The 24,390-nt window shown below is 64.7% G+C and carries 22 protein-coding genes; 13 read left to right on the top strand and 9 right to left on the bottom strand.

From position 1 onward, the window contains the following. Nucleotides 1-5: 5 nt before the first annotated feature. The 3 genes from RHPLAN_RS32315 to RHPLAN_RS32305 form a co-directional block, all read right to left on the bottom strand. A complete protein-coding gene (locus RHPLAN_RS32315) occupies nt 6-1,523 on the bottom strand; it encodes an amidase (RefSeq protein WP_068027362.1) in 1,518 nt (505 codons plus the stop codon). Nucleotides 1,524-1,715: 192 nt separating this feature from the next. Further along, the gene (locus RHPLAN_RS32310; RefSeq protein WP_068027358.1) at nt 1,716-2,081 is read right to left on the bottom strand and encodes a DUF427 domain-containing protein; all 366 of its coding nucleotides are present in this window, start codon (nt 2,079-2,081) and stop codon (nt 1,716-1,718) included. After that, nucleotides 2,078-3,238, bottom strand: coding sequence for an alpha-hydroxy acid oxidase (locus RHPLAN_RS32305; RefSeq protein ID WP_068027355.1), 1,161 nt, complete (start codon nt 3,236-3,238; stop codon nt 2,078-2,080). Before RHPLAN_RS32305 ends, RHPLAN_RS32310 begins: the two co-directional genes overlap by 4 nt. A 137-nt stretch (nt 3,239-3,375) precedes the next feature. On the opposite strand from RHPLAN_RS32305, the gene RHPLAN_RS32300 reads away from it, so the two are divergent. The 10 genes from RHPLAN_RS32300 (at nt 3,376) to RHPLAN_RS32255 (ending at nt 14,709) form a co-directional block, all read left to right on the top strand. After that, nucleotides 3,376-3,573: a hypothetical protein gene (locus tag RHPLAN_RS32300; RefSeq protein WP_068027352.1), complete on the top strand. Its 198-nt coding sequence runs from the start codon at nt 3,376-3,378 to the stop codon at nt 3,571-3,573. Nucleotides 3,574-3,792: 219 nt separating this feature from the next. Continuing rightward, nucleotides 3,793-5,136, top strand: coding sequence for a phosphoglucosamine mutase (gene glmM / locus RHPLAN_RS32295; RefSeq protein WP_068027349.1), 1,344 nt, complete (start codon nt 3,793-3,795; stop codon nt 5,134-5,136). A gap of 151 nt (nt 5,137-5,287) precedes the next feature. After that, the gene (locus RHPLAN_RS32290; RefSeq protein WP_068027346.1) at nt 5,288-5,509 is read left to right on the top strand and encodes a (2Fe-2S)-binding protein; all 222 of its coding nucleotides are present in this window, start codon (nt 5,288-5,290) and stop codon (nt 5,507-5,509) included. 142 nt (nt 5,510-5,651) lie between these two features. Further along, nucleotides 5,652-6,137, top strand: a complete 486-nt coding sequence (gene bfr / locus RHPLAN_RS32285; RefSeq protein ID WP_068032178.1) for a bacterioferritin — start codon at nt 5,652-5,654, stop codon at nt 6,135-6,137. Between the two features lie 317 nt (nt 6,138-6,454). After that, nucleotides 6,455-7,288, top strand: coding sequence for an outer membrane protein (locus RHPLAN_RS32280; protein ID WP_068027343.1), 834 nt, complete (start codon nt 6,455-6,457; stop codon nt 7,286-7,288). A 13-nt stretch (nt 7,289-7,301) separates the two neighbouring features. After that, nucleotides 7,302-8,030, top strand: a complete 729-nt coding sequence (locus RHPLAN_RS32275; protein WP_068027339.1) for an outer membrane protein — start codon at nt 7,302-7,304, stop codon at nt 8,028-8,030. A gap of 129 nt (nt 8,031-8,159) precedes the next feature. Continuing rightward, the gene (locus tag RHPLAN_RS32270) at nt 8,160-9,332 is read left to right on the top strand and encodes a phosphoserine transaminase (RefSeq protein ID WP_068027335.1); all 1,173 of its coding nucleotides are present in this window, start codon (nt 8,160-8,162) and stop codon (nt 9,330-9,332) included. A 77-nt stretch (nt 9,333-9,409) separates the two neighbouring features. Beyond that, nucleotides 9,410-11,290: an enhanced serine sensitivity protein SseB C-terminal domain-containing protein gene (locus tag RHPLAN_RS32265; protein ID WP_068027332.1), complete on the top strand. Its 1,881-nt coding sequence runs from the start codon at nt 9,410-9,412 to the stop codon at nt 11,288-11,290. A 24-nt stretch (nt 11,291-11,314) separates the two neighbouring features. Continuing rightward, complete coding sequence (gene serA, locus RHPLAN_RS32260) at nt 11,315-12,901, top strand: phosphoglycerate dehydrogenase (RefSeq protein WP_068027329.1); 1,587 nt, start codon at nt 11,315-11,317, stop codon at nt 12,899-12,901. Between the two features lie 158 nt (nt 12,902-13,059). Then, nucleotides 13,060-14,709 (top strand): mucoidy inhibitor MuiA family protein, encoded by a 1,650-nt coding sequence (locus tag RHPLAN_RS32255; protein ID WP_068027326.1) that lies wholly within the window; start codon nt 13,060-13,062, stop codon nt 14,707-14,709. A 126-nt stretch (nt 14,710-14,835) separates the two neighbouring features. Here RHPLAN_RS32255 and RHPLAN_RS32250 read toward each other — a convergent pair whose 3' ends face one another. Both RHPLAN_RS32250 and RHPLAN_RS32245 read right to left on the bottom strand, forming a co-directional pair. Beyond that, nucleotides 14,836-16,065: an adenylate/guanylate cyclase domain-containing protein gene (locus RHPLAN_RS32250; RefSeq protein ID WP_068027322.1), complete on the bottom strand. Its 1,230-nt coding sequence runs from the start codon at nt 16,063-16,065 to the stop codon at nt 14,836-14,838. Nucleotides 16,066-16,141: 76 nt separating this feature from the next. Continuing rightward, nucleotides 16,142-17,077, bottom strand: coding sequence for a hypothetical protein (locus RHPLAN_RS32245; protein WP_068027320.1), 936 nt, complete (start codon nt 17,075-17,077; stop codon nt 16,142-16,144). A gap of 283 nt (nt 17,078-17,360) precedes the next feature. Between RHPLAN_RS32245 and RHPLAN_RS32240 the strand changes: the two genes are divergently transcribed. Both RHPLAN_RS32240 and RHPLAN_RS32235 read left to right on the top strand, forming a co-directional pair. Beyond that, nucleotides 17,361-18,650, top strand: a complete 1,290-nt coding sequence (locus RHPLAN_RS32240) for an adenylosuccinate synthase (protein ID WP_068027316.1) — start codon at nt 17,361-17,363, stop codon at nt 18,648-18,650. Between the two features lie 14 nt (nt 18,651-18,664). Further along, nucleotides 18,665-20,281: a hypothetical protein gene (locus RHPLAN_RS32235; protein WP_068027313.1), complete on the top strand. Its 1,617-nt coding sequence runs from the start codon at nt 18,665-18,667 to the stop codon at nt 20,279-20,281. Between the two features lie 93 nt (nt 20,282-20,374). Here RHPLAN_RS32235 and RHPLAN_RS32230 read toward each other — a convergent pair whose 3' ends face one another. The 3 genes from RHPLAN_RS32230 to RHPLAN_RS32220 all read right to left on the bottom strand — a co-directional run bounded on the left by RHPLAN_RS32230 (nt 20,375) and on the right by RHPLAN_RS32220 (nt 21,974). Beyond that, nucleotides 20,375-20,857 (bottom strand): SRPBCC domain-containing protein, encoded by a 483-nt coding sequence (locus RHPLAN_RS32230; protein ID WP_068027310.1) that lies wholly within the window; start codon nt 20,855-20,857, stop codon nt 20,375-20,377. Between the two features lie 48 nt (nt 20,858-20,905). After that, nucleotides 20,906-21,247: an ArsR/SmtB family transcription factor gene (locus RHPLAN_RS32225; RefSeq protein WP_068027307.1), complete on the bottom strand. Its 342-nt coding sequence runs from the start codon at nt 21,245-21,247 to the stop codon at nt 20,906-20,908. Between the two features lie 214 nt (nt 21,248-21,461). Next, nucleotides 21,462-21,974, bottom strand: a complete 513-nt coding sequence (locus RHPLAN_RS32220; RefSeq protein WP_068027304.1) for a DUF992 domain-containing protein — start codon at nt 21,972-21,974, stop codon at nt 21,462-21,464. A 569-nt stretch (nt 21,975-22,543) separates the two neighbouring features. Here RHPLAN_RS32220 and RHPLAN_RS38755 point away from each other — a divergent pair. After that, the gene (locus RHPLAN_RS38755; protein WP_237180235.1) at nt 22,544-23,035 is read left to right on the top strand and encodes a lytic transglycosylase domain-containing protein; all 492 of its coding nucleotides are present in this window, start codon (nt 22,544-22,546) and stop codon (nt 23,033-23,035) included. Nucleotides 23,036-23,308: 273 nt separating this feature from the next. On the opposite strand, the gene rpoH is transcribed toward RHPLAN_RS38755, so the two are convergent. Then, nucleotides 23,309-24,220 (bottom strand): RNA polymerase sigma factor RpoH, encoded by a 912-nt coding sequence (gene rpoH / locus RHPLAN_RS32210; protein WP_068027301.1) that lies wholly within the window; start codon nt 24,218-24,220, stop codon nt 23,309-23,311. Nucleotides 24,221-24,390: the final 170 nt, after the last annotated feature.

Raw genomic sequence — 24,390 nt, 5'->3', positions numbered from 1 at the left:
GCCCGCTACATCGTCCGCCAATCGCCGGATGCCTCGAACGCCGCGCTGGCGCGGTAGATGGTGCGTTCATCCCAGGGCTTGCCGACCAGCATCAGCCCGATCGGCAGACCGTCCGACATTCCGCACGGAATGCTGATCGCCGGGTGGCCGGACGCGTTGAACGGACAGGTGTTGCGTGTTGGCTCCCAGCTTCGCCGCGTGATCTCCTGCGGCGACGCGCCCTTCGGCGGAATGGGGCTTGCCTTCATCACCGTGGTGGGGAGCAGCAACAGGTCGTGCGACGCCAGCGCCGTGTCGTAGGCGGCGCGCAGGCGCCGCCTGAGATTCTGTGCCTTGCCGTAGTAATGTCCGCCGTAACGGCCAAGCGTGTACTTGGAAAAGATCGAGGCGATCTTCAGCGTGTCGGCGAACTCGTCGGCGTGGTCGCGCCATTTCATGCAGGCCTCGATGAGGCTGAGCGGATAGAGCCCCTCGTAGCCCAGGCCGAAGCCGTTCATCTCCAGCAGTGTCACGCAGGCGGCGTCGCCGCGGATCGCCGACCACACCGGAAAGCCCAGCGTCAGATGCTCCGGCACCGACACGTCTTCGACCATCGCGCCGAGCGATTTGAAGCGCTCGGCCGCGGCGCGGACCTTGGCCTCGACGTCCGGTTCGGAATTGCGGTGGCCGAAGCCCTCCTTCAGCACACCGATGCGAAGCCCGGTGACACCCTGCTTGAGCGACTCGGTGTAACGGTCGACCCGCGCCAGATGCTGCCGCGAGTCGAGCCCGTCGGGTCCTGCGATCACCTCCAGCAATAGCGCGTTGTCGGCGACATTGGCGGTCATCGGGCCGGTGGTGTCGATGGTGGTTTCGAGCGGGCCAATGCCCGTATAGGGCACGAGGCCGAACGTGGGTTTCATGCCGACGATGCCGCAGAAGCTCGCCGGAATGCGGATCGAGCCGGCTTGATCGCCGCCGATCGCCATCGGCACTTCGCCGGCCGCGACCAGCGCCGCGCTGCCTGACGACGAGCCGCCGGATGTGTGTCCGTGCTTTCTGGGATTCTGCACCGGCCCGGTCGAGCTGGTGTGGCTGCCGCCGGAAAGGCAGTAATACTCGCACACCGCCTTGCCGGCGATCTCGCCGCCGGCATCGAGGATGCGGGTGACGACGGTGGCGTCGATATCCGGCACCGAGCCGTCGAGAAAATTTGCGCCGACCATCATCGGCACGCCGGCGAGGCAGACGTTGTCTTTCAGCGCCACGCGGCGGCCGGCAAGCCTGCCGCCCGGCTGGCCTTTGATCGATGTCTTCACGTACCAAGCGCCGAGCTTGTTCTCGTCCGCGGAGGGTCGCCAGCCGCCGTCACGCGGATATTTCACCGCGGGCTTCTCGTCGGGAAACTGGTCGAGCGCCGCGTAAGCTGCGACCAATGGCGCGATAATGTCCTGCACGGTGTTGAGATAAAGCATGCTCGGATTCATGCCGAGCTGTTCTGCGGCATGGCGCAGATCGGCGACGCTGGGTTTTTCGAAGGGCATTGGACTTCTCCAAACGATCCGTGCTGCGAGCACAGCACGGACGTCGGAGTTGTTCCAGCCTCTCTCCCGGCCTCATGGTGAGGAGCGCGAAGCGCGTCTCGAACCATGGGGCCGCCCCATCCTTCGAGAGGCATTGCTTCGCAATGCTCCTCAGGATGAGGCGGGGAGGGAGTTAAGCCGCGGCGTCGACGTCTAAGCCGGCGCCGTCTCGATCGCATCCACGCGGTTCGGATAGAACGCCAGATGTCCGGTGATCTCTTTCATCGCCGGGAAGGGCGTCTCATAACTCCAGATCGCGTTCTCAGCTTCGCGGCCGTCGACCTTGATGGTGTAGTACGAGGCGTCGCCCTTGTATGGGCAATGCGTGGAATTCGTCGTCTTCGCAAACATCCCCATCTGTGCGTCTTCGCGCGGGATGTAGAACACCGGCTTGTAGGTCGACTCCTGCAGCACCAGCGCCCGCGAGCTGTCGGCAACGACCTTGCCGTTGAACGTCACCCGCACGCGTTCTTTCGAGGGCGTGATCGTGATGGGATGGTCCGGACCGGGAATCTTCATTGCGGCCTCCGCTGTGTTTCGGTTTCGGCCAGCACGTCGCGGCCGATCTCGGCGATGCTCGTCTTGCCGCACAGCGCCATGGTGGTATCGAATTCCTTCCCCAGGATCTCGATGGCGCGCGCGACGCCGGCCTGACCGCCGGCGCCCAGCCCATATATGTACGACCGCCCGACAATGCACGAGCGCGCGCCGAGCGCCAGGGCCCGCATCATGTCGCCACCGGTGCGCACGCCCGAGTCCATCATCACCTCGACCTGCGAGCCCACGGTGTCGGCGATGCGCGGCAGCGCCGAGATGGCAGACGGCGCGCCGTCAAGCTGGCGCCCGCCGTGGTTCGACACGCTGATCGCGTCGGCGCCGGTCGTCACCGCGATCTTGGCGTCGTCGACATCGAGAATGCCCTTGAGGATGAGCTTGCCGGGCCAGATACTTTTCACCCACTCGACGTCCTTCCAGTTCAGCGTCGGGTCGAACTGGCTCGCGGTCCATTGCGCGAGCGAGTTGACGTTCTCCATGCCTTTGACGTGACCGGCGAGATTGCCGAAGGTCTTGCGTTTCCCTTTGAGGATCGACATCGCCCAGAGCGGCTTGGTCATGATGTCGATCACGTTCTTGATCCTGATCTCGGGCGGCACGGTCAGGCCGTTGCGCACGTCGCAATGCCGCTGGCCGAGCACCTGAAGATCGACCGTGAGCATCAGCGCGCTGCATTTCGCGGCGGCGGCGCGCTGGATCAATTCGCGGATGAAGCCGCGGTCGCGCATCACGTAGAGCTGAAACCAGAACGGCTTGTCGACCGCAGCAGCGACGTCCTCGATCGAATTGATCGACATGGTCGAGAGCGTGTACGGGATGCCGGCGGCCTGCGCGGCGCGGCAGGCGAGGATCTCGCCATCGCCATGCATCATGCCGCCAAGTCCGATTGGTCCGAGCGCGAGCGGCACTGGCACCTTCTCGCCCAGGATGGTGGTCGCGGTGGTGCGCTTGTCCATGTTGACCAGGATGCGCTGGCGCAGCTTCAGCTTTTCGAAATCGGTGCGGTTGGCGCGCAAAGTTTCCTGGTTGTAGGAACCGGCGTCGGCGTAATCGAAGAACATCTTCGGCACGTTGCGCCGCGCCTGCTCGCGCAGGTCCTCGATGCAAGCCATCCGCTTCATTGTTGTTGTCCTCCCCCGGCTTTGGTTCCCCGAAGCTTGTCTTTGGATAGCACGAATTGGGCGCCAGGCGGGTTCCCTCCGCGGAACGTGAGCGCCGGGTTGGAAGTTATTCCCGACATAGCGAAGAGGAGAACACGATGGCGCATCCAGCGACCAAGAAGCGCGGTGGCGATCCGGACGTGAAGCACAAGCCTGCGCACGAGAAGCCCGATAACGTCCTGGAGCGTAAGCTCGAGCAGGGCCTGGAGGAGTCCATGGTAGGGTCAGACCCGGTCAGCATCACCCAGCCGCCCAAGAGCAAGTCAGACCACCACGACACGCAGAAAGAACGCTGATCGGCAGTGAATTGTGTCGAACACGGCAAAAAGCCGGCCGGAAGGTCGGCTTTTTGCCGTGTTGTTGCCCCCAGGCCGGTAACCCTCTAATAAGGTTGACATCGCGGCCAAAGGAGCCTGCGAGAAACAAATACAATTCGGCAAACTATTGAGGCGTAGCTTGCCGGCCTATGCTGGGGCAGGCGCTTCCGTAAGCGATCGAAGTCGGGGACGTACAGCGTGGTTCGAAAATATTTCGGCACGGACGGCATTCGCGGGCGCGCCAACGGCGTGATCACGCCGGAGCTTGCTCTCAAGGTCGGCCAGGCCGCAGGGCTTATTTTCCAGAACGGCGATCACCGTCATCGCGTGCTGATCGGCAAGGACACAAGGCTGTCCGGCTACATGATCGAGACCGCGCTGGTCGCGGGCTTCACGTCGGTCGGCATGGACGTGCTGCTCACCGGCCCGATGCCGACGCCGGCGATCGCCATGTTGACGCGCTCGATGCGCGCCGATCTCGGCGTCATGATCTCGGCCTCGCACAACCCTTATGACGACAACGGCATCAAGCTGTTCGGGCCGGACGGCTACAAGCTTTCCGACGAGCTCGAGCTGAAGATCGAGAAGCTGATCGACGAGGAGATCGCCAAGAAGCTCGCCAAGTCCGCCGATCTCGGCCGCGCCCGGCGCATCGACGGCGTGCGCGACCGTTACGTCGAGTTCGCCAAGCGCACGCTGCCGCGCAATTTGTCGCTCGAAGGTCTGCGCGTGGTGGTGGATTGCGCCAACGGCGCCGCCTATCAGGTCGCGCCCGATGCGCTGTGGGAATTGGGCGCCGAGGTCATCAAGGTCGGCGTCGAGCCGAACGGCTTCAACATCAACAAGGACTGCGGCTCGACGGAGCCGGCGGCGCTTGCCGCCAAGGTGCGCGAGGTGCGCGCCGACATCGGCATTGCGCTCGACGGTGACGCCGACCGCCTGATCGTCGTGGACGAGCGCGGCCATGTCGTCGACGGCGACCAGCTGATGGCGGTGATCGCCGAGAGCTGGAAGGCTGATGGCCGGCTGTCGAAACCCGGCGTGGTTGCGACCGTGATGTCGAACTTAGGGCTCGAGCGCTATCTCGGCAGCCTCGGCATTGCGCTGGCACGTACTGCGGTCGGCGACCGCTATGTGCTCGAGCATATGCGCGAGCATGGCTTCAACCTCGGCGGCGAAGCCTCGGGCCATATCATCTTGTCGGACTACGCCACGACCGGCGACGGCCTCGTCGCCGCGTTGCAGGTGCTCGCGGTGGTCAAGAAGCTCGACAAGCCGGTTTCGGCGGTGTGCCATCGCTTCGAGCCGCTGCCGCAGATCCTGCGCAACGTCCGCTACAAGCAGGGCAAGCCGCTGGAGAACGCCAAGGTCCAGTCCGCGATCGAAGGGGCCGAGCAGCGGCTGAATGGCCACGGCCGTCTGGTGATCCGGCCCTCCGGCACCGAGCCCGTGATCCGGGTGATGGCCGAGGGCGACGACAAGACGCTGGTCGAGGACGTGGTCGCGGGCATCGTCGATGCGTTGGCGGACGCGTCGCCCTGACAGGATAACCCTGGCGGAATTCGCAGTTGCGAAAAAGCACTGTGTTTTCAGCACTTTCGCACTTTAGATAACGTATAAAATCAGCCGATTTCTTTTGCCTGCAAGGGCAGGGCACGTTATCGAAACGGTCATAGAGGATTACCTATCCCGCATGATCGTCTGCTCCTGCAATGTTTTGAGCGACCAGGACGTCCGCACCGCCTGCCAGGCGGAGGCGCGCCCGCGGTCGACCGGGCAGGTCTATGGCTGTCTCGGCTGCAGCGCCCAGTGCGGCCGCTGCGCCCGCACCATCCGCAAGATCATGGACGAGGCGCTGGACGCCGCGGAGGCGGCCACGGCCTGCAATGGCTGCGCCGTCCATCCCAAGCCCTGAAACTTTTAGTCTTTTGCCGGGGAACTCGCGGTGGATGCTGCGGATTTCCGCTTGGCTGGGCGTGTCTTACAAGTTTAGAATTGGTCTAATATAGCTCAGGGTGCTGCTGCGTGGCGGCGTCATTTGGAATTGGGAGCCGGTCATGAAGGGTGATGCAAAGGTCGTCGAATATCTCAACAAGGCGCTGCGGCACGAACTCACCGCCATCAACCAGTACTGGCTGCATTACCGGCTGCTCGACAACTGGGGCCTCAAGGTCCTCGCCAAACAATGGCGCAAGGAATCCATCGAGGAGATGGAGCACGCCGACAAGCTCGTGGACCGCATCATCTTTCTCGACGGCTTCCCCAACATGCAGGTGCTCGACCCGCTGCACATCGGCCAGAACGTCAAGGAAGTCCTCGACTGCGATCTCAAGGCCGAGATGTCGGCGCGCGCGCTCTACGAGGAGGCGGCCACCCATTGCCACGGCGTGCGCGACTACGTCACGCGCGATCTGTTCGAGAAGCTGATGCACGACGAGGAGCATCACATCGACTTCCTCGAGACGCAGATCGATCTCGTCGCGAAGCTCGGCGTCGAGCTCTACTCGCAGCACCACATCGGCGAGATGGAAGAGGGCAGCTGATTCGCGCCGCCCAAATGCGAGGTCTGCGCTGCCGGATTTTTTGCGTTGCCGACAGCGCATGGGCGGTAACCAATAGGTAAATAGGTAGCGCACACAGCGCCTCTTTCGCCGCACATCATCGATCGAAAATCCAGCAACGGCCTGAGAATTCTCCGCGGGAGAGCTCTCGGGCCGTTGGCGTTTTGACGCGTTCATTAACAATCACGGTTAAAAAGTAAGGTTAAGTGTCGCTTAAGCATTCGCTGGCATCCTGCCTTCAGTGAGTTCCTCGTGGAGCCGATTTTTGTATGCGGCTTCGCGTCACGAGAGGTGATGTCATGGCAAGCTTGAAGGTTGCGTCTTTTGTCAGCGCGGTTGCGCTGTTTTCTACAGCGGCCCACACGGGCGCCCGCGCGGCGGATCTGCCGCTTCCTCCACTCGCCCCGCCGCCGATCGAAGAATACGTCGCGTCCGGCTGGTATCTGCGCGGCGACATTGGAATGACCAATCAGAACTTCAAAGGTCTTCACCAGCGCCTTTACGATGTGCCCGGCACGAGCGTCGAGGCGGTCGGCATGGGCTGGGACAGCTCGATGCTGTTCGGCCTGGGCGTCGGCTACAAATTCAACGACTGGATTCGTTTCGACGTGACCGGCGAATATCGCGGCAAGTCGAACTTCCACGGTTCGGACAACGTCACCTTCAACGGCGGACGCGGTGTCGACAACTACTCCGGCAGCAAGTCCGAGTGGGTCGTCCTGACCAACGCCTATGTCGATCTCGGCACCTGGTACAACTTCACGCCGTACATCGGTGCGGGCGTCGGCGCAGCCAATATCAGCATCACCGGCTTCCGCGACGACGGCTTCAACAATCTCGGAACTTCCACGGCCTATGCGGCAGATGCCGACAAGTGGAATTTCGCCTGGGCGTTACACGCCGGCATCACCTACAAGGTCACGGAGTCGATGAGCATCGACTTCGGCTATCGCTACCTCGACATGGGGAATGCGACGACCGGTGCGACCCGCGCATTCGACGGCAGCTTCACCAATGGCGGACCGTTCACCTTCAATCACATCTACTCGCACGATCTGAAGCTTGGCATCCGCTGGATGCTCGAGCCGCCGATGCCGGCTCAGCCTGTGATGCCGCTGATCCGCAAGGGCTGATCGGAGCAATACGATGGGCAAGGTCCGGGCGATTCTCCTCGGCTTAATCACGACCGCCGCACTCGGTGCGGCGGCCCATGCCGCGGACATGCCGGACACCTGGTATTCCGGCCCCTATGTGCGGCCGGAGCCGCGCACCATCGAGATGCTGTCGGGCTGGTATCTGCGCGGCGACGTCGGCTATCGCTTCAACAGCGTGTCGTCGTTCTCCGCGCCCGGCGCGACGATCAACGATGTGAAGTACACCGACTCGCTGGGACTCAGCTTGGGCGCGGGCTACAAATACCAGTGGTTCCGCGCCGACATGACGGTCGACTACGCGCCGCGGGTCGGAACTGAAGCCACTTCGAGCTCCAGCGCCTCACAGCCGCAATACTCGATGAAAGTCACGGCGCTTTCCGTGCTCGCCAACGCCTATATCGATATGGGCACGTGGGCAGGGTTCACGCCTTACGTCGGCGGCGGCCTTGGTGTCAGTTCTCTGAAGGCCCGCGACTACACCGACACGACATTGCCGGTGAACCACGGCGTCACCAGCGACCGGGTCACGTTTTCCTGGGCGGCGATGGCCGGCGTTTCCTATCGGGTCAACACGCGGTTCGTGGTCGATATCGGCTATCGCCATCTCAATCTCGGCGATCTGGCGACCAGCACAGGAACCAATCTCGCGAGCGACCGGACCCGGTGGCAGGGCTTGTCGAGCGACGAGGTCAGGCTCGGTCTCCGCTTCATACTCGACTGATTTTTCGCTTTTCCCCGCCGTTCGAGGCGTGTGCTTTTCCGCCGTCTTGACGGAAACGTCTTCCTTCCGTATCTCCATCCGCGGGACACCCTTCCCCACCGAAGGGCTTTCTATCTGGAAGGATAGACTATGAGCCAAGCAAAGCCCGGCGTGCGGCCGGTCACCCCGCACTTTTCGTCCGGCCCCTGCGCCAAGCGCCCCGGCTGGAGCCTCCAAGCCCTCACAGACGCAGCGCTGGGACGTTCGCACCGGTCCAAGATCGGCAAGGCGAAGCTCAAGCGCGCCATCGATCTTTCCCGCGAAGTGCTGCAAGCGCCGGCCGATTACCGCATCGGCATCGTGCCCGCCTCCGACACCGGCGCCGTCGAGATGGCGCTGTGGTCGCTGCTCGGCCCGCGGCCCGTCACCATGCTGGCCTGGGAATCCTTCGGCGAAGGGTGGGTCAGCGACGTTCAGAAGGAATTGAAGCTCAAGGACGTGAAGGTGCTCAAGGCGCCTTACGGCGAGCTTCCTGATCTCGCCAAGGTCGATTTCGCAACCGACGTGGTGTTCACGTGGAACGGCACGACCTCGGGCGTGCGCGTGCCTAATGCGGACTGGATCAAGGCCGACCGCGAAGGGCTGACGATCTGCGACGCGACGTCGGCGGCTTTCGCGCAGAAGCTCGACTGGTCGAAGCTCGATGTCGTCACCTGGTCCTGGCAGAAGGCGCTGGGCGGCGAGGCGGCTCACGGCATGATCGCGCTGTCGCCGCGCGCGGTGGCTCGCCTCGAGAGCCACACGCCGGTCTGGCCGCTGCCGAAGATCTTCCGCATGACCAAAGGCGGCAAGATCAGCGAAGACATTTTCGAAGGCGCCACCATCAACACGCCGTCGATGCTGTGCGTCGAGGACTATCTCGATGCGCTCAACTGGGGCAAATCGGTCGGCGGATTGGACGGCCTCGTCGGCCGCGCCGACGCCAATGCCAAGGCGGTCGCCGACTGGGTCGCGCGCACGCCGTGGATCGAGAATCTGGCGGCCAATCCCGCGATCCGCTCCAACACCTCGGTCTGCCTGAAGGTGGTCGACCCCGTGGTGCTGAAGCTCGCTCCGGACGCGCAGGCGAAGTTCGTCAAGGGCATTGCTGCCGCGCTCGAGAAGGAAGGCATCGCCTACGACATCGACGCCTATCGCGACGCGCCCTCGGGCCTTCGCATCTGGTGCGGCGCGACGGTGGAGAAGGCCGACGTCGAGGCGCTGACGCAATGGCTCGACTGGGCCTATGCGGAAGCCAAGGACGCGCTGCCGAAGGCGGCGTAGACTTGCTTTCACGCGGGCCGCTCATGGCCCGCGTCGTCACACCAGACGTTCGCGAACCCGCCGTTCGAGAACCCTCCATGTTCGAGCCGGAAAACGATCTTGAGCGCAGTCTGATACGCGCCGTGAACGATCCGGCGCATCGGCCAGATTTTCTGCTCCGGATGCTCGACGCTCAGACATTCATCCCGCTGGAAATCGACGGGCCCAGGCCTCCGGCGAGACCGGACGGCCGGGTGGTGCTCCCGCCGGGAGCCAAGTTGACGTTTCGGACGATCCGCGTCGGTCCTCTGGAGTGTCTGCCGTTCTTCAGCGCGGCCTCTCGGGCACGGGCAAAAAACCACGCGCGGTCGGTGCTTGCGCCGATGGCGACGCGCGAGTTGTTCGAGCGCTACGCCGGCCGGCACTTCATGCTCAATCCAGGGCATGAGCATACGCAGACGTTTTCGGCGGACGACATCAGGCGCATGCTCGCGGGCCAGTTCGGCAAACCGGCTGCGCCCGCGCAACCCGCGGCCAAGCCCGCATTTGAAATCAACCTGCCGCCAGTCGAGAAATCGACGGCGACTCCGACATCGGCCGCGCTGGCCGCGGCGGTGACTTCACCGCTCGTGATTCAACCTGCCGCCGCCAAGGCTCCTGAGCCCAAAGCTCCACAGCCCAAAGCGCCTGAACCCAACACGTTTGCGTCCGAGGTTTTGGGATCCAGGGTTCCTGAATCCAACGCGTCGATCGCGGAGCTTGCTGCGGAGCTTGTTCCAGCGGAGCTTGTGCCGTCGTTGCCTCCCGCTGCGGCCAAACCTGCGGTCGAAAACAATCTGCCGTCGGTCCAGAAGCCTGCCGGAAAAACACCTGAGCCCAAGGCGCCCGAGAGTTCCGCGCCCAAGCAGGCTGCCGTCCTACAGCCTGCAGACCCGCCATGGCTGATATTCAATCCGCAGTCGGAGGCCGCGCAAGCGCCGCCGCCATCGCCGACGCTTCCGGCAGCTCAGGATTTTTCGTTCGACGACACGTTTGTGTTCGGTCCAGCGGAGGCGCAGAAGCCGGAAGCCGTAAAGCCGATTGTGGCGGACAATTTGCCCAAGCCGGTGATGGCCGACTCGCTTGAAATCCCGCCTGCGACTTCGCCGGCGGCAGAAGACCCGGCACCAAATCTTCAGGCGAGCGTGACTTCGGCTCCTTCCGCGCCGATCGAACTCCAGTTCGATGCGTCGAAACCTTCGGAGGCGGAGAAGACCGGCACGATCAAGACCGCGATGTTCGATGCACTCGCGGTTCTCAAACGGCTCGCTGCCAACAAGCAAGCCTCCAGGAGGCCGCAACAGGCTGATGCCGCTTTTGCAAGGCCGATCGCGCCCGCCGAGACTCCTGTTGCGGCAGAACCGGCCACGCCCGAAACACCGCGTGATGATGAGCCGACGGCGTTCGATATCGTTGCCGCATCGCAGCCGGCGCAACTCGAGCCTGTGCAGCCGGCCGCGCCGGAGGCCCCGGCAAAACCGGTCGAGGCTTCCCCTCCGCCGACTCCTGAAAAAGCCGCCAATATGGCACCGTCGCAGGCTGCGGTGAGCCGCGCCAACACCATTCCATCAGATTTGCAAATCCGTCCGGCGCCGTCACCGGCGCCATACAAGCCTCACATGCCGTCGCCGCCCGCGGTGACGATCGACAAGGCTGATCCCTATCCCGCCGACGTGCTGTTGGTGCTGACGATGGTGCTCCGGGATCTGCCGGCCATCGAGGCCGCGCATCTTGCGCAGGTGCAGTCTCCGGGGGAGCTGCCGAAATATCTGGTGGCGCTCAAAACCTCCGGCGATTGGGAGGCGGTCGTGCTGGCGCTCGGCTTCAAGCTGCAGAAGACCTTGCCGCCCAATCGCCGGATCGAATTCACCCCGCTCACCGGCGGCATGTTCGACGATTATTTCCGCAATCAAACACAGCCTTTTTTCAAAAGGCACTGAAACAACACCGAGAGGACAAAACCAATGGCTCCGCGCGTTCTGATTTCCGACGCCCTGTCACCCGCCGCCGTGCAGATCTTCAAGGATCGCGGCATCGAAGTCGATTTCCAGCCGAACCTCGGCAAGGACAAGGACAAGCTTGCCGAAGTGGTCGGCAACTTCGATGGGCTTGCGATCCGCTCGGCCACCAAGGTGTCGCCGAAGATTCTCGAGAAGGCGAAGAACCTGAAGGTGATCGGCCGCGCCGGCATCGGCGTCGACAACGTCGACATTCCGGCCGCGACCGGCAAGGGCGTGATCGTGATGAACACGCCGTTCGGCAACTCGATCACCACGGCCGAGCATGCGATCTCGCTGATGCTGGCGCTGGCGCGCCAGATCCCCGAAGCCGACACCTCGACCCGCGCCGGCAAGTGGGAGAAGAACAAGTTCATGGGCGTCGAGATTTTCGGCAAAACGCTCGGCGTGATCGGCTGCGGCAACATCGGCTCGATCGTCGCGGACCGCGGCGTCGGCCTGAAGATGAAGGTGGTCGCGTACGATCCGTTCCTGTCGCCCGAGCGCGCCGTTGATCTCGGCGTCGAAAAGGTCGAGCTCGACGAACTGCTGCGTCGCGCCGACTTCATCACGCTGCACACGCCGCTCACCGACAAGACCAAGAACATTATCGACGCCGCAGCGTTGAAGAAGACCAAGAAGGGCGTTCGCATCGTCAATTGCGCGCGCGGCGGGCTGGTCGACGAGGCGGCGCTGGCGGAGGCGCTGAAGAGCGGCCATGTCGCGGGCGCGGCCTTCGACGTGTTCGTCGAGGAGCCAGCGACCGCCAACCCGCTGTTCGGGCTGCCCAACGTCGTGTGCACGCCGCATCTGGGCGCCTCGACCTCCGAGGCGCAGGAGAACGTCGCGCTGCAGATCGCCGAGCAGATGGCGGATTACCTTCTGCGCGGCGCGATCTCCAACGCCGTGAACTTCCCCTCGATCACGGCCGAAGAGGCGCCACGGCTGAAGCCGTTCATCGCGCTGGCCGAGAAGCTCGGCTCGTTCGCGGGCCAGCTCACCGAGACCGGCATCAGCAAGGTGCAGATCGCCTATGAGGGCGCGGTCGCGCAGATGAAGACCAAGGCGCTGACGTCTGCGGCCATTGCCGGCATCCTCCGGCCGATGCTGCAGGACATCAACGTGGTGTCGGCGCCGATTGTCGCAAAGGAGCGCGGCATCGTGATCGAAGAGGTCACCCGCGAGGCCGCGGGCGACTACGAGAGCCTGATCACCGTGACGGTCACCACCGAGACGCAGACCCGCGCCGTGTCGGGCACGGTGTTCGCCGACGGTCGGCCGCGCATCGTCAACATCAAGGGCATCCGGATGGATGCCGAATTCGGCCCGTCGATGGTCTACATCACCAATCTCGACAAGCCGGGCTTCATCGGAAAGTTCTCTTCGACGCTCGGCGAGGCGGGCATCAACATCGCGACCTTCCATGTCGGCCGCGAGGCCCCGGGCGGCAACGCCGTGGCGCTGATCGAGATCGACGGCGAACTGCCGGACAACGTGCTGGCCAAGGTGCGCGCGCTGCCGCAGGTGCAGCAGGCCAAGCCGCTGAAGTTCTAAGACCAGCGGAAGGGACTTGTCATTTCAGGCCGGAGGCGCGAGCCTCCGGCCTGTGTTTTGTGCACGTTGTCGCAGCCGTGATGTTGCCGTGGCTGTGCCTCAGGGAAACCTGAATCGGACCGGTTCTTACCGCGGATTTCACCGTCGGAGGGAGCGCCATGCGCCACACATTGCTGTCATTCGTTTCAGTCTTCGCTATCGCCGCCGCCGTGCCCGCGATGGCGGCCGAGCTCGAAGCAGGCTCGCAGGTCGATGCCGTCACGGTCTATCCGGACGGCGCGACGGTGACGCGGCTGATCAAACTCGATCTGCCGGCCGGCGACTCGACCTTGCTCGCCAAGGACTTTCCGCTGACGCTTGATCCATCCTCGCTGCGGGTCGAAGGCGAGGGCGGTGCGCATCTGGTGATCGGTGCGGTCGAAGCGCGGCAGCCGCTGCCCCAGCCCGCCGCGAACATCCCCGAGATCGATCGAAAGCTCGAGACGCTGCGCGATGAACGGGCCACGCTGGACGGCGCGATCGCATCGGCAACGGCGCGCCGCAAGTTCGCCGAAAGCTTTGCCGAGTCCTCGCCCAAGGGACTCGGCGAGAAGGGTGAAGCCCGTCCGCTGACCGAATGGCGCGCGGCCTTCGCGGCGGTCGGCGAGGAAATCGCCAATGCCGACACCGCGATCCGCGAGGCCAAGATCAAGCAGCGTGATCTCGACCGCGAGATCGCCCGCCTCGAAGCGGGGCGCAATATGACTCCGCCAAAGAAGCTCGAGGTCCGCATTGCTCTGAATTCCGATGCCGTGGCGCCGGCGGTGCTGCGCGTCACTTATGCAGTGCGCGGTGCGCGCTGGCAGCCGGTCTATGACGCCCGCCTCGACACCGGTGGCAAGGACGCAAAGCCCTCACTCGAGCTCGTTCGCCGCGCCGAGATCACGCAGACCACCGGCGAGGACTGGTCGGACGTCGCGCTTGCGGTTTCGACCATGCGCGTCGCTCGCGGTGGCAGCGCGCCGGAGCTGCGGCCCTGGATCGTGCGCTATCAGGCGCCGCCGACGCCCTATGCCGGGGCGATGGTGCGGGACCAACTTGCTCCTGCCGCGCCGCCTGCGGTGCTCGCACGCCGCGCCGAAGACGGGCAGCTGCGCAAGGCCGAGGAGCAGCAGGCCGTGGTCGACATGGGCGGCTTCCAGGTGGTGTTCCGCGTGCCCGGTCGCATCGCCGTGCCGGCAGGGCAGGGCTCAAAGAGCTTCCGCCTGGCTTCCGCGACCATCGCGCCTGACTTGATGGCCCATGCGGTGCCGGCGCTGAATGAGGCCGCGTACCTGCAGGCCAGCTTCAAGCACGGCGAAGATGCGCCGCTCCTGCCCGGCCCGGTGTCGGTCTATCGTGACGGCGTGTTCGTCGGCAAAAGTCCGCTGTCGCTTGCGTCGAAAGACGAGACCGTGAGGCTCGGCTTCGGCGTCGACGAGAAGGTCAAGGTCGCGCGCACCGTCGTGCGACGGAACGAAGGCACGGCGGGCATCATCAGCTCGTCGAAGACCGACGAGCGCGAGTTCAAGACCACTGTCCGCAACGGCCACGATTTCCCGATCAAGGTTGCGATCGAGGATCAGATTCCGGTGAGCGAGGCGGAAGACATCCAGGTCGAGATGCTGCCGGTCACCACGCCGCCGACGACGCGCGACCTGCGCGACCGTCGCGGCGTGATGGAGTGGGCGTTCGAGGCCAAGCCCGGCGAGAGCCGCGAGATCAAGCTCGGCTGGCGGCTGCGCTGGCCGAAGGACAAGGCGATCCAGTTCACGCCGCAGGGGTCGTGACGGAAGTTGTTGGAACGCAGCGCGCCAGAGCATGATCCCGAAAAGTGTGAAGCGGTTTTCGGAAAAGATCATGCTCAAACAAGAGCAAGAAGCGACGGGTCTGATTCAACGAAGTTGAATCAGACCCTAAGCGTTGCGCTCCGCATCGAGCGTGAACAGCTCCTGCGGCCGGCCGACGCCGCGCAAGGCGTAGCGGCCAACCGAGACGAGGCGCTTGTGGATCGAGCCGACCTCGGCGAAAGCGGCCGACACCAGCATCGGCTGATCGGCCGAGCGGCACATCGCGGCGACGCGGCTTGCCTCGTTGACGGCCGGACCGACCACCGTGAAGTCGAGCCGCTCGGTCGAGCCGATATTGCCGTAGAACACCTCGCCGACATGAAGGCCGAGATACATGTCGGTGACGGGGAGACCGCGCTCGGCGCGCCGCACGTTGAGTTCGTTCACGCCCTGTCGCGCGGCGATCGCCGCGGCGAGTGCCGAATTGCAGGAGCGCTCGCGGCCGTCGGTCTTGAAGATCGCAAGCGTGCCGTCGCCGATCAGCTTCAGCACATCGCCGCCGTGCTCATGGATCGCCGAGACGATCACGTCGGCATAGTCGTTGAGCAGCGGGATCACCTGCTCGGGGGCGGTGTCGGTGATGCGGGTGAAGCCGCGCAGGTCGCTGAACCAGATCGCCGCGTCGATGCGGTCGGCAACGCCGCGCACGATGCGGCCGCCGAGCACGCGCTGGCCGGCGTCGCGGCCGAGGTAGGTCTGCATCAATGTGCCGGTCATGCGTTGCAGCGACACCGACTTGATGGCGAGCGCAAAGTACGGTGTGAGGCGTTGCAGCGCATCGATGTGGATGTCGCTGAACCCATCCGCATGGCGCGTCGCCCAGGACGAATAAACGCAGTCCATCTCGCCGACCACGCCTTCGGCAGCGAAGCGGTTGATGATGGCGAGATAGTCGGTCATGCCGTAGCCGCGGACTTCGGCCAGTGCCGCGAACTCCGTTTCGCCTTCCGGCGGCACCCTGCGGCGCAGCAGCGAGTCGCCGGTCTGCAGCATCCGGTAGAACGGGCTGTTCCGCCAACGCTCGGCGGCAAGTGCGTCTTCAGGCGTGCTGTCGGGCACCGGTACGGTGCGGCCGTATTCCTGCAGGGCGGTCTCGTTCGGGCCATGCCCCCAACGGAAGAGCCTGCCCTCGTGGACCGGATGCAGCGTATCGATGAACACATGGGCGCGGCCGACCGGCAGGCCCGCGGCGACGCAACGCTCGCAGAAGCCGTCGACGATGGCGTTTTCGGATTCGCCTGCCAGGCCCGCTTGCGTGAGCCAGGCCGCGGTTTCGGAGTGGAATTCGGCTTTCATCGGTCGATCTTACATCGATCCGACTTGACCTTTGCGCAAGACTTGGCCTTTCGCGCAAGACGGCGGGCCCCGGCGATTATTTCTTGAGGCACACCGCGTAGAGCCGCACCGTGACGTCGCCGTCCCGTTTGGTGCCGCGGTTGACGGCTGAGATCATCCAGCTCGATGGCGAATCCGGAAAGCTCTCGGCCATCTCCAGCGAGGCGCTGCGGCCGCGGATCGAGCGCATGCCGCCGGAGATGATGAAGCTGTTCGGATCGCTGCATTTGACCTGCTGGCGGATCGTGCCGTTGTCGGCGCTTACGACCGCGTCGGCCTCGGCGAAAGAAACCGTCTTGTAGTTGCGGATGTCGGAGCCGTCCTTGTTGCTGAGGCAGATCGTGTAGATGCGCGCACCGGCCGCGGGTCCGGACGCGGGGGCGCCATTCACTGCGCGCACATTCCAGCCGTTCGGGTCGGGATAGCTCAGCTCCAGGCGCAGGTTGCTTGGCCCCCGGTAGTCCTGATCGAGGCCGAATCCACCACCCAGAACCAGCGCACCGGACTGGCACGTGGAGCGGCCGGGCGTGCTCACGTAGCCTGCCGGCACGCTCATGGGGACCGATGTGTATGAAATGCGCGGAAGCTGCGCGAGGAGCTTCGAAGACTTGCGCGCCGCGGGCAGCAGGCACAGCGCGAAGGTGCGGACCTGAAGCGATGTCACGGTTTCCGGCTTCTGCCGGTTGACCACACGCGTCACCCAGGATTCTCCGTCCGGATAGCTTTCGACGATGCGCAGCGACGCCTTGCCCTGAACGATATTGACGCCGCCGGTGATGGCCCGGCCCTTCGGGCAGGTGGTTGAGCCGGTGCGGATGGCGTCGGCCTCGTCGCTCCAGAAGAACGTCGGGCTGAATATTTCCATGTAAGGAAGCTGGGCGATCTCGACCGGCTGCTGGGACTGCGCCAGCGCAGGCCCCGCCGCCAAGACCAGGACAGCGGTCAGGAGGGCGGACAGCAATGCTTTCGTCATATGTTCAACGACCCCGACGTCATTCCAAGGGCGGAGCCTGTCGCGGCGGCGGCTGGTTCGCAAGGGGGCGCTCACTTTGCCCCAGGTTTACGGGGCGATGTGGGCAAATGCCTTGATGCTGCCGCAACGCTTTGAAATTCAAGCCTAAATCCAGCCACCCGCAGGCTGGATGGTCCGATCGGCCGCCTTGTCTCGCGCGAAATCATCCTTTATCCGAAACTATGCCCCATCAGTGTTGCAGCGGCCGGGGGGCGCCGCAGCCCCGGTGGCGGAAGGATTCCGAATGGCGAATGTGGTTGTGGTCGGCTCGCAGTGGGGCGACGAAGGCAAGGGTAAGATCGTCGATTGGCTCTCCGAGCAGGCCGATGTCGTTGTTCGTTTCCAGGGCGGCCACAACGCCGGCCACACGCTGGTGATCGACGGCACGACCTACAAGCTGTCGCTGCTGCCGTCCGGCGTGGTGCGCAACAAGCTCTCGGTGATCGGCAACGGCGTGGTGCTCGACCCCAAGGCGCTGGTCGCCGAGATCGACCGGCTGAAGGAACAGGGCATCAAGGTGACGCCGGACAGCCTGCGCATCGCCGAGAACTGCACGCTGATCCTGCCGCTGCATTCCGAGCTCGACGTTGCGCGCGAGCGTTCGTCCGGCAAGGGCGCGATTGGCACGACCGGTCGCGGGATAGGGCCGGCCTATGAGGACAAGGTCGGGCGCCGCGCGATCCGGCTGATGGACCTCGCCGATCTTCAGGTGCTCAACGGCAAGATCGAGCGGCTGCTGACGCATCACAACGCGCTGCGCCGCGGCCTCGGTATGGAAGAGATCAATGCACGCACGGTCTACGACGATCTCGCTGAAATCGCGCCCAAAGTGCTGCCGTTCATGGATTCGGTGTGGTCGCTGCTCGATGAGAAGCGCCGCGAGGGCAAGCGCATCCTGTTCGAAGGCGCACAAGGCGCACTGCTCGACATCGACCACGGCACCTATCCTTACGTGACGTCGTCCAACACCGTGGCGGCGCAGGCCGCGACCGGTTCGGGGCTCGGACCCAACGCGATCGGCTACGTGCTCGGCATCTGCAAAGCCTACACGACGCGTGTCGGGCAGGGGCCGTTCCCGACCGAGCAGCTCAACGAGATCGGCAAGACGCTCGGCACCAAGGGCAAGGAGTTCGGCGTCGTCACGGGACGCCCGCGGCGCTGCGGCTGGTTCGACGCCGTGCTGGTGCGGCAGACCGTGCGCACCAGTGGTATCCAGGGCATCGCCCTGACCAAGCTCGACATCCTCGACGGCTTCGAGGAGATCAAGATCTGCACCGGCTACAAGCTCGATGGCCGCGAGATCGACTACCTGCCGGCCAGCGAGCACTCCCAGGCCCGGGTGGAACCGATCTATGAGACCGCCGAGGGCTGGGACGAGGTCACCGCCAAGGCCCGGTCGTGGGCAGAACTTCCTGCCCAGGCCATCAAATATGTGCGCAGAATTGAGGAATTGATAGGCTGTCCTGTGGCTTTGTTGTCGACGAGCCCCGAGCGGGAAGACACAATCCTGATGCAGAATCCTTTCGAGACCTGACAAACCCGGAATAGATGGCCGACTATCACCCGCTCATCGCCCGCGCCGTCGCCGGTCTCGACAAGAACACCGGTGAGAATCGGCGTGCGCTTTACGAGCGGGCGCGCACCGCGCTCGTGGCGCAACTGCGGGGCGTCAACCCGCCGCTCGAAGAGTCGGAAATAACCCGCGAGCGCCTCGCCCTCGAAGAAGCGATCCGCAAGGTCGAGGCGGAATCAGCGAGGCACGCCCGCGAGACCGCGCGCCCGGCTTTCATCAAACGCGCTGAGGCGCCGTCACCCCGTCAGGACGCGTCCGCCCGGCTGGCCGGCACGGCGGCGCAAAGGCCGGCGACGCAGCCGGCCGCGTCTTCGGCAGACGCTTCCCGCGCTCCGGCGCGGCCGAGCACATTTGCGCAAACGCGAACCGCAACCGGCTCCGCGGCGCAGCAGGCACAGCCCGCGGCTCCGCCGCGAGCCGAGCAGGCCCGGCCGACACCATCCGGTCAGACCGCTCGCAAATCGCAGACGATCGCCGACGAGGCTTTGCGTGGCTTCCGCGATGTGGCGAACGACCCGCATGCCGTGGCCGAGGCTCGCCAGATCGCCGAGGCCGAGGCGCGGCAGGCTCAGCAGGCCCAGCGTTACGACTACGGCCGCCAGCAGTCGGAACGCAATCTGCCGCCGGCGCCTTCGCTGCCGCCGCCCGATCGCAATCCGCTCGCCGAGTACGGCCAGCTCGAGCCGCAGATGCAGCCGGAGAATGCCTGGTCGCAAGACGAGCAGGGCGTGCCGGCCGGTTACGACCCCTCCGAGCAGCAGCCCCGTCACGAGCCGCAATACGATGAGCAGCCCGCGTCGCCGCGGCGCGTGCGGCAGCCGCGGTCCTACGGCCGCTACATCCGGCTCGGGCTCATCGCCGTTTTGATCCTCGCCATCGCGGGCGCGGCCTACTGGCAGCGCACCAACATTGCCGGCGTTACAAGCGTCGTCATGGCGCTGCTGCGGCCGTCACCGACGCAGCAGGCGCCACGCGAGACGCAGGCGCCGTCGAAGCCCAAGATTCCGGACAGGGTCGGTTCGCAATCGGCCCAGCCGCAGGCCGGCCTCGCGGTCGCGCAGCGCGTCGTGCTGTACGAAGAAGACCCCGCCGATCCGCAGGGCAAGCGCTTCGTCGGCACCGCGATCTGGCGCACCGAGACCAAGCCCGGCGCTGCGGGGCGGCCGCCGGAGCTTGCGGTGCGCGCCGACATCGAGATTCCGGAGCGGCAGATGAGCATCACCTGGTCGCTCCGCCGCAACACCGATCAGTCGCTGCCGGCGAGCCACACGATCGAGATCGTGTTCAATCTCGGCAATGACGCGGCGACCGGCGGCATCCAGAACGTGCCGGGCGTGCTGATGAAGCAGGCCGAGCAGACCCGCGGCGTGCCGCTCGCGGGTCTTGCCGTGAAGGTGACGCCAGGCTTCTTCCTGATCGGCCTGTCGGCGCTCGAGGCCGACATGCAGCGTAACATTCAGCTTCTGAAAGAGCGCTCGTGGTTCGACATCCCGATCGTCTACAACAACAACCGCCGCGCGATCCTGGCGATGGAAAAGGGCTCGCCGGGTGAAAAGGCGTTCAACGACGCGTTCGCGTCGTGGAAGCAGTAAGCTTTATTTCGCCCAGCAAAGCATTGTCGATGCGATGGGACATGGCTCCGCGCTTTCGCGCGGGGCCACAATCGTTCCGGGTGCAGATCGACTTCACATCGTTGGCAGGTAAGCGGCCAGGCGATCGTTGCTGACGCCGATCATGCCGGTGAAGCCCATCTTCACGGCGAGGTCGCGTTCGGCGAGCGAGTTGAAGCGCGCGACGAGCCGCCATCTGGTCTGCTGGCCTTGATCCTCGAGGGTCACGATGTTCTGGCAGGTCGGCGGACCGCCCGGGATGTTCTTGCCGTGGTCGGCGTTCTGCCAGACCAGCCGCTCGGGCTTCACGACCTCGACGAACACGAAATCGAACTTGAACTCCTGGCCGTCGGGTGTGCGCATGACGTGGCGCCAGCGGCCGCCTGGGCGCAGATCCATTTCGCATACCGGATTGGTGAAGCCCGGCCCGCCCCACCATTGCGACACGTGTCTCGGCTGAGTGAAAGCCTCCCAGACCAGCTCGCGCGGCGCGTCGAACACGCGGCTCATGGTGATGACGGCCTCGACGGCGGAATCCGCTTCGATACTGGAGGACATGACTCTTGCCTTTCATCGCTGGTGTACGGGTTGAGGGATGGTGAAGGGTCACGGCCCGCCGGGGTCGTTTGGTTTCATGGTCTTCAGGTACGCGGCGAGGCTGTCCATGTTGCGGTCCCAAAAGCGGCGATAGTCCTCGAGCCATTCGGACACCGCTTGCAGCGGCGCGCCTTCGAGATGGCAGGGCCGCCATTGTGCTTCGCGGCCGCGGGTGATCAGGCCGGCGCCCTCCAGCACTTTGAGATGCTTGGAGACTGCCGCGAGGCTCATCTCATAGGGCTCGGCGAGTTCCTTGACGGTGGCGTCGCCGGTCGCAAGCCGAGCCAGGATGCCGCGGCGCGTTGGATCGGCCAGGGCGAACAGCGTCGAACTGAGGCGGTCGGTCGGCATTGGTATTCAACCGATTAGTTGTCAACTAATTGGTTGAATATGCCGCGAAGCTTCGCCTGTCAACGACGGCTTGCACGGTCGGGAGCGGCGCGATGACGCAACGGCGCGGTCATATCCGCGCGGCCGCCGCCTAAGACTCGATGGGCTGGCTCAAAAGCAAATCGCCGCCGCGTGAGCCACGCGACGGCGATTGTCCATCGAAGATGATCGACGGTTAGCGGTGATGGCGATGGTGGCGATGACGGTGCATGCGCACCGGGCGACCGGCAGGCTCGAGGTCCATGCCCGCGATGCCAGCGGCGGCGCTGAGGCCGGTCTGGCCCTGCACGCTCAGCGGCTGCAGCGAGATGGTCGAGTTCGAACCGCCCCACAGCGCGTTGGCGCCAACGCCGACACCGAAGGTCACGCTGGCCGCGCCGCCGCCGTAGCTGCCGGCGAGCGCATACGGGCCGAGCCGGTTGGTCGGCGCATAGACCTGCCAGTGCAGCACCGTGGAATCGGTCCAGCCGATGTCGAGGCCGGCACGGCGGATGGTGCCCAAGTACGCCTGCGGGCGGCCGAAGGTCGGCCGGAACAGGCATTCGAGCTTGGTGATCGAGCCGACCACGAAGGCCTGGGTCTGACCACGGCACTCGAGATAGCCAGCTTCAACGGCATTCTGAGCCAGGGCCTGCGAGCTGGACGCTGCAAGGGCCGCGGCAACGGCGAGGCCTGCGAAAACGCGCATCAATTTTTCTCCTTAGTTGAGGCGCTTAGGCTTATCGAAGGATGCCAACCCCGGATAGGCGCTAAACCGGGAAACGTACCTTTTCTGCCGATGTGTGGGCGTCATACAACATCATCGCTCTTTGGCAGGACCCGATCGGCAATCGCTATAGCCCAATGGCCGGCGGTGAATTGGCGATCGCGCACGGCACGGCGGTACTTGCCGCAAGGTGCTCGCAGCTCGGGCATTCTTCTGTCGCACTGACGCCAGATTCGACCAACAAGAACCGGCCGTCGGGCTGGGTCAGCCAGGAGTATTGGATGAAGGCAATCTGTATCGCGGTGATCCTCGCCGTCGTTTCGACGCCCGCTCTCGCCCGCAGCTCAGACCATCACAGGTACGCCCGTCATCACACGCACGTGGCCGCTCATCATCACTATCATCATCACAGGCATGTGTTCGTCGCGGGTGCGTCGCAGCAGCCGTTCGGAAATGCGGAGATGGGTTCCGCGGGCTGGGGCTTCGACGCGCAGCCGCGCGCGCGGCGCTTCGCGCGCGACGGCGCGCCCGGGCAGGGAGCCTATTCGGACATGGTCGCGCGCCACGCCGCCGCGAACGGCATCCCGGTGTCTCTCGTGCATCGCGTGATCATGCGCGAGAGCCGCTACAACCCTCGCGCCGTGAGCAAGGGCAATTACGGCATGATGCAGATCCGCCTCGGCACCGCGCGCGCCATGGGCTACAGCGGCAGCGCCGCGGGCCTGCTCGATCCCGAGACCAACATGACCTATGCGGTGAAGTATCTCGCGGGCGCCTACAAGGCCGCGGGCGGCAGCGAGAGCGGCGCAGTCGCAAACTATGCGCGCGGCTATTACGCGCAGGCAAAGCGTCGCGGCATGTCGCCATATGAGGCGCCGGGTTCGGACGCGTTCGCCATGGGCTCGAATTGGCAGCAGCCGAATTGGCAAGCTTCGAATTGGCAGGAGTCGAACTGGCAGAGGCCGGCGCGGCGCGCTCGCGCCCGGCACGCGGACTTCGATACGCCGCCCTGGATGCGGAGCGATCGTCGGGAGATGTTTTGAGTGGTTCGCAGCTGACGTCCACCATGGTCCGCCACGGTGGTGTCACCCGCGGGCTTGACCCGGCAATCCATGAGCGGCCGCTGCAAGGGCAGCCGTAAGCGCTTACGTTGTTGCGCCACCGTATGGACCCTCGGGTCAAGCCCGCGGGTGACAGCGTGCGCGGACGTGCCTTATTCCAGCTTGAAGCACTTCATTCCAGCTTGAAGCACTTCGCGAAAAAAAACCGGCGGCGCTTTTGGCGCCGCCGGTCGCATTCTCTCTACAAGCGTTCGATCAGTGCGCCGCGATCGCCTGCGGTGCAGCCGTGGGCGCTTCCATCGCGGCCACGCGGTTCTTCACCGCCTTCTGCACCTTCTCGAACGCGCGCACCTCGATCTGGCGCACGCGCTCGCGCGACACGCCAAACTCGGCGGCGAGATCCTCGAGCGTGACCGGATCGTCCGCCAGACGCCGCGCCTGGAAGATGCGGCGCTCGCGGTCGTTGAGCACTTCGAGCGCCGACGACAGCGCCTTGCGGCGGTTGTCGAGCTCCTCGTGCTCGGCCATCACGCTTTCCTGGCTCTCGCTGTCGTCAGCGAGCCAGTCCTGCCATTCGCCGCTCTCGCCATCGTCGCGGATCGGAGCGTTGAGCGACGCGTCACCGCCGAGGCGGCGGTTCATGTCGACCACGTCCTGCTCGGTGACGCCGAGGCGCTTGGCGATGACCTGCACCTGATCGGGGCGCAGATCGCCCTCCTGCAGCGCGGAGATCTTGCTCTTCGCCTTGCGGAGATTGAAGAACAGCTTCTTCTGGTTCGCGGTGGTGCCCATCTTCACGAGCGACCACGAACGCAGGATGTATTCCTGGATCGACGCCTTGATCCACCACATCGCATAGGTCGCGAGTCGGAAGCCCTTCTCGGGCTCGAAGCGCTTCACCGCCTGCATCAGGCCGACGTTGCCTTCCGAGATCACCTCGGAGATCGGCAGGCCGTAGCCGCGGTAACCCATCGCGATTTTGGCGACGAGACGCAGATGGCTGGTGACGAGTTGGTGCGCGGCGTCACGATCGCCGTGCTCCTTCCAGCTCTTGGCCAGCATATATTCCTGTTGCGGTTCCAACATTGGGAACCGCCGGATTTCTTCCAGATATCTCGTCAGACCGCCTTCGGCGGTGACGATCGGCAAAGCCGAAACACGGGCCATGATAGCGCCCTCCATTTGGTTGCCCCCGGCTACCCGGCGGGCGAGGTGTGCCGCCGCTCCCCGAGCCGACAGCACCGAAGTTCGCGGCCGCTACCCCCGACCGCATGAGGCAAGAATACCGGACCGAATGGGGCGAAAGGAAGAAGAACGGCTTTCACACCATCGTGACC

Origin of the sequence: Rhodoplanes sp. Z2-YC6860 (assembly GCF_001579845.1) — a bacterium.
Lineage (GTDB): Bacteria > Pseudomonadota > Alphaproteobacteria > Rhizobiales > Xanthobacteraceae > Z2-YC6860.
The sequence above is the reverse complement of the archived record's forward strand: the minus strand, read 5'-3'. Positions and strand labels throughout refer to the sequence as shown.

What these genes read in the sequence shown, in the direction of transcription:
- RHPLAN_RS32315 (WP_068027362.1), bottom strand. Translation starts at nt 1,523, where the DNA reads ATGCCCTTCGAAAAACCCAGCGTCGCCGATCTGCGCCATGCCGCAGAA.
- RHPLAN_RS32310 (WP_068027358.1), bottom strand. Translation starts at nt 2,081, where the DNA reads ATGAAGATTCCCGGTCCGGACCATCCCATCACGATCACGCCCTCGAAA.
- RHPLAN_RS32305 (WP_068027355.1), bottom strand. Translation starts at nt 3,238, where the DNA reads ATGAAGCGGATGGCTTGCATCGAGGACCTGCGCGAGCAGGCGCGGCGC.
- RHPLAN_RS32300 (WP_068027352.1), top strand. Translation starts at nt 3,376, where the DNA reads ATGGCGCATCCAGCGACCAAGAAGCGCGGTGGCGATCCGGACGTGAAG.
- RHPLAN_RS32290 (WP_068027346.1), top strand. Translation starts at nt 5,288, where the DNA reads ATGATCGTCTGCTCCTGCAATGTTTTGAGCGACCAGGACGTCCGCACC.
- bfr (WP_068032178.1), top strand. Translation starts at nt 5,652, where the DNA reads ATGAAGGGTGATGCAAAGGTCGTCGAATATCTCAACAAGGCGCTGCGG.
- RHPLAN_RS32280 (WP_068027343.1), top strand. Translation starts at nt 6,455, where the DNA reads ATGGCAAGCTTGAAGGTTGCGTCTTTTGTCAGCGCGGTTGCGCTGTTT.
- RHPLAN_RS32275 (WP_068027339.1), top strand. Translation starts at nt 7,302, where the DNA reads ATGGGCAAGGTCCGGGCGATTCTCCTCGGCTTAATCACGACCGCCGCA.
- RHPLAN_RS32270 (WP_068027335.1), top strand. Translation starts at nt 8,160, where the DNA reads ATGAGCCAAGCAAAGCCCGGCGTGCGGCCGGTCACCCCGCACTTTTCG.
- RHPLAN_RS32265 (WP_068027332.1), top strand. Translation starts at nt 9,410, where the DNA reads ATGTTCGAGCCGGAAAACGATCTTGAGCGCAGTCTGATACGCGCCGTG.
- serA (WP_068027329.1), top strand. Translation starts at nt 11,315, where the DNA reads ATGGCTCCGCGCGTTCTGATTTCCGACGCCCTGTCACCCGCCGCCGTG.
- RHPLAN_RS32255 (WP_068027326.1), top strand. Translation starts at nt 13,060, where the DNA reads ATGCGCCACACATTGCTGTCATTCGTTTCAGTCTTCGCTATCGCCGCC.
- RHPLAN_RS32250 (WP_068027322.1), bottom strand. Translation starts at nt 16,065, where the DNA reads ATGAAAGCCGAATTCCACTCCGAAACCGCGGCCTGGCTCACGCAAGCG.
- RHPLAN_RS32245 (WP_068027320.1), bottom strand. Translation starts at nt 17,077, where the DNA reads ATGACGAAAGCATTGCTGTCCGCCCTCCTGACCGCTGTCCTGGTCTTG.
- RHPLAN_RS32240 (WP_068027316.1), top strand. Translation starts at nt 17,361, where the DNA reads ATGGCGAATGTGGTTGTGGTCGGCTCGCAGTGGGGCGACGAAGGCAAG.
- RHPLAN_RS32235 (WP_068027313.1), top strand. Translation starts at nt 18,665, where the DNA reads ATGGCCGACTATCACCCGCTCATCGCCCGCGCCGTCGCCGGTCTCGAC.
- RHPLAN_RS32230 (WP_068027310.1), bottom strand. Translation starts at nt 20,857, where the DNA reads ATGTCCTCCAGTATCGAAGCGGATTCCGCCGTCGAGGCCGTCATCACC.
- RHPLAN_RS32225 (WP_068027307.1), bottom strand. Translation starts at nt 21,247, where the DNA reads ATGCCGACCGACCGCCTCAGTTCGACGCTGTTCGCCCTGGCCGATCCA.
- RHPLAN_RS32220 (WP_068027304.1), bottom strand. Translation starts at nt 21,974, where the DNA reads ATGCGCGTTTTCGCAGGCCTCGCCGTTGCCGCGGCCCTTGCAGCGTCC.
- RHPLAN_RS38755 (WP_237180235.1), top strand. Translation starts at nt 22,544, where the DNA reads ATGGTCGCGCGCCACGCCGCCGCGAACGGCATCCCGGTGTCTCTCGTG.
- rpoH (WP_068027301.1), bottom strand. Translation starts at nt 24,220, where the DNA reads ATGGCCCGTGTTTCGGCTTTGCCGATCGTCACCGCCGAAGGCGGTCTG.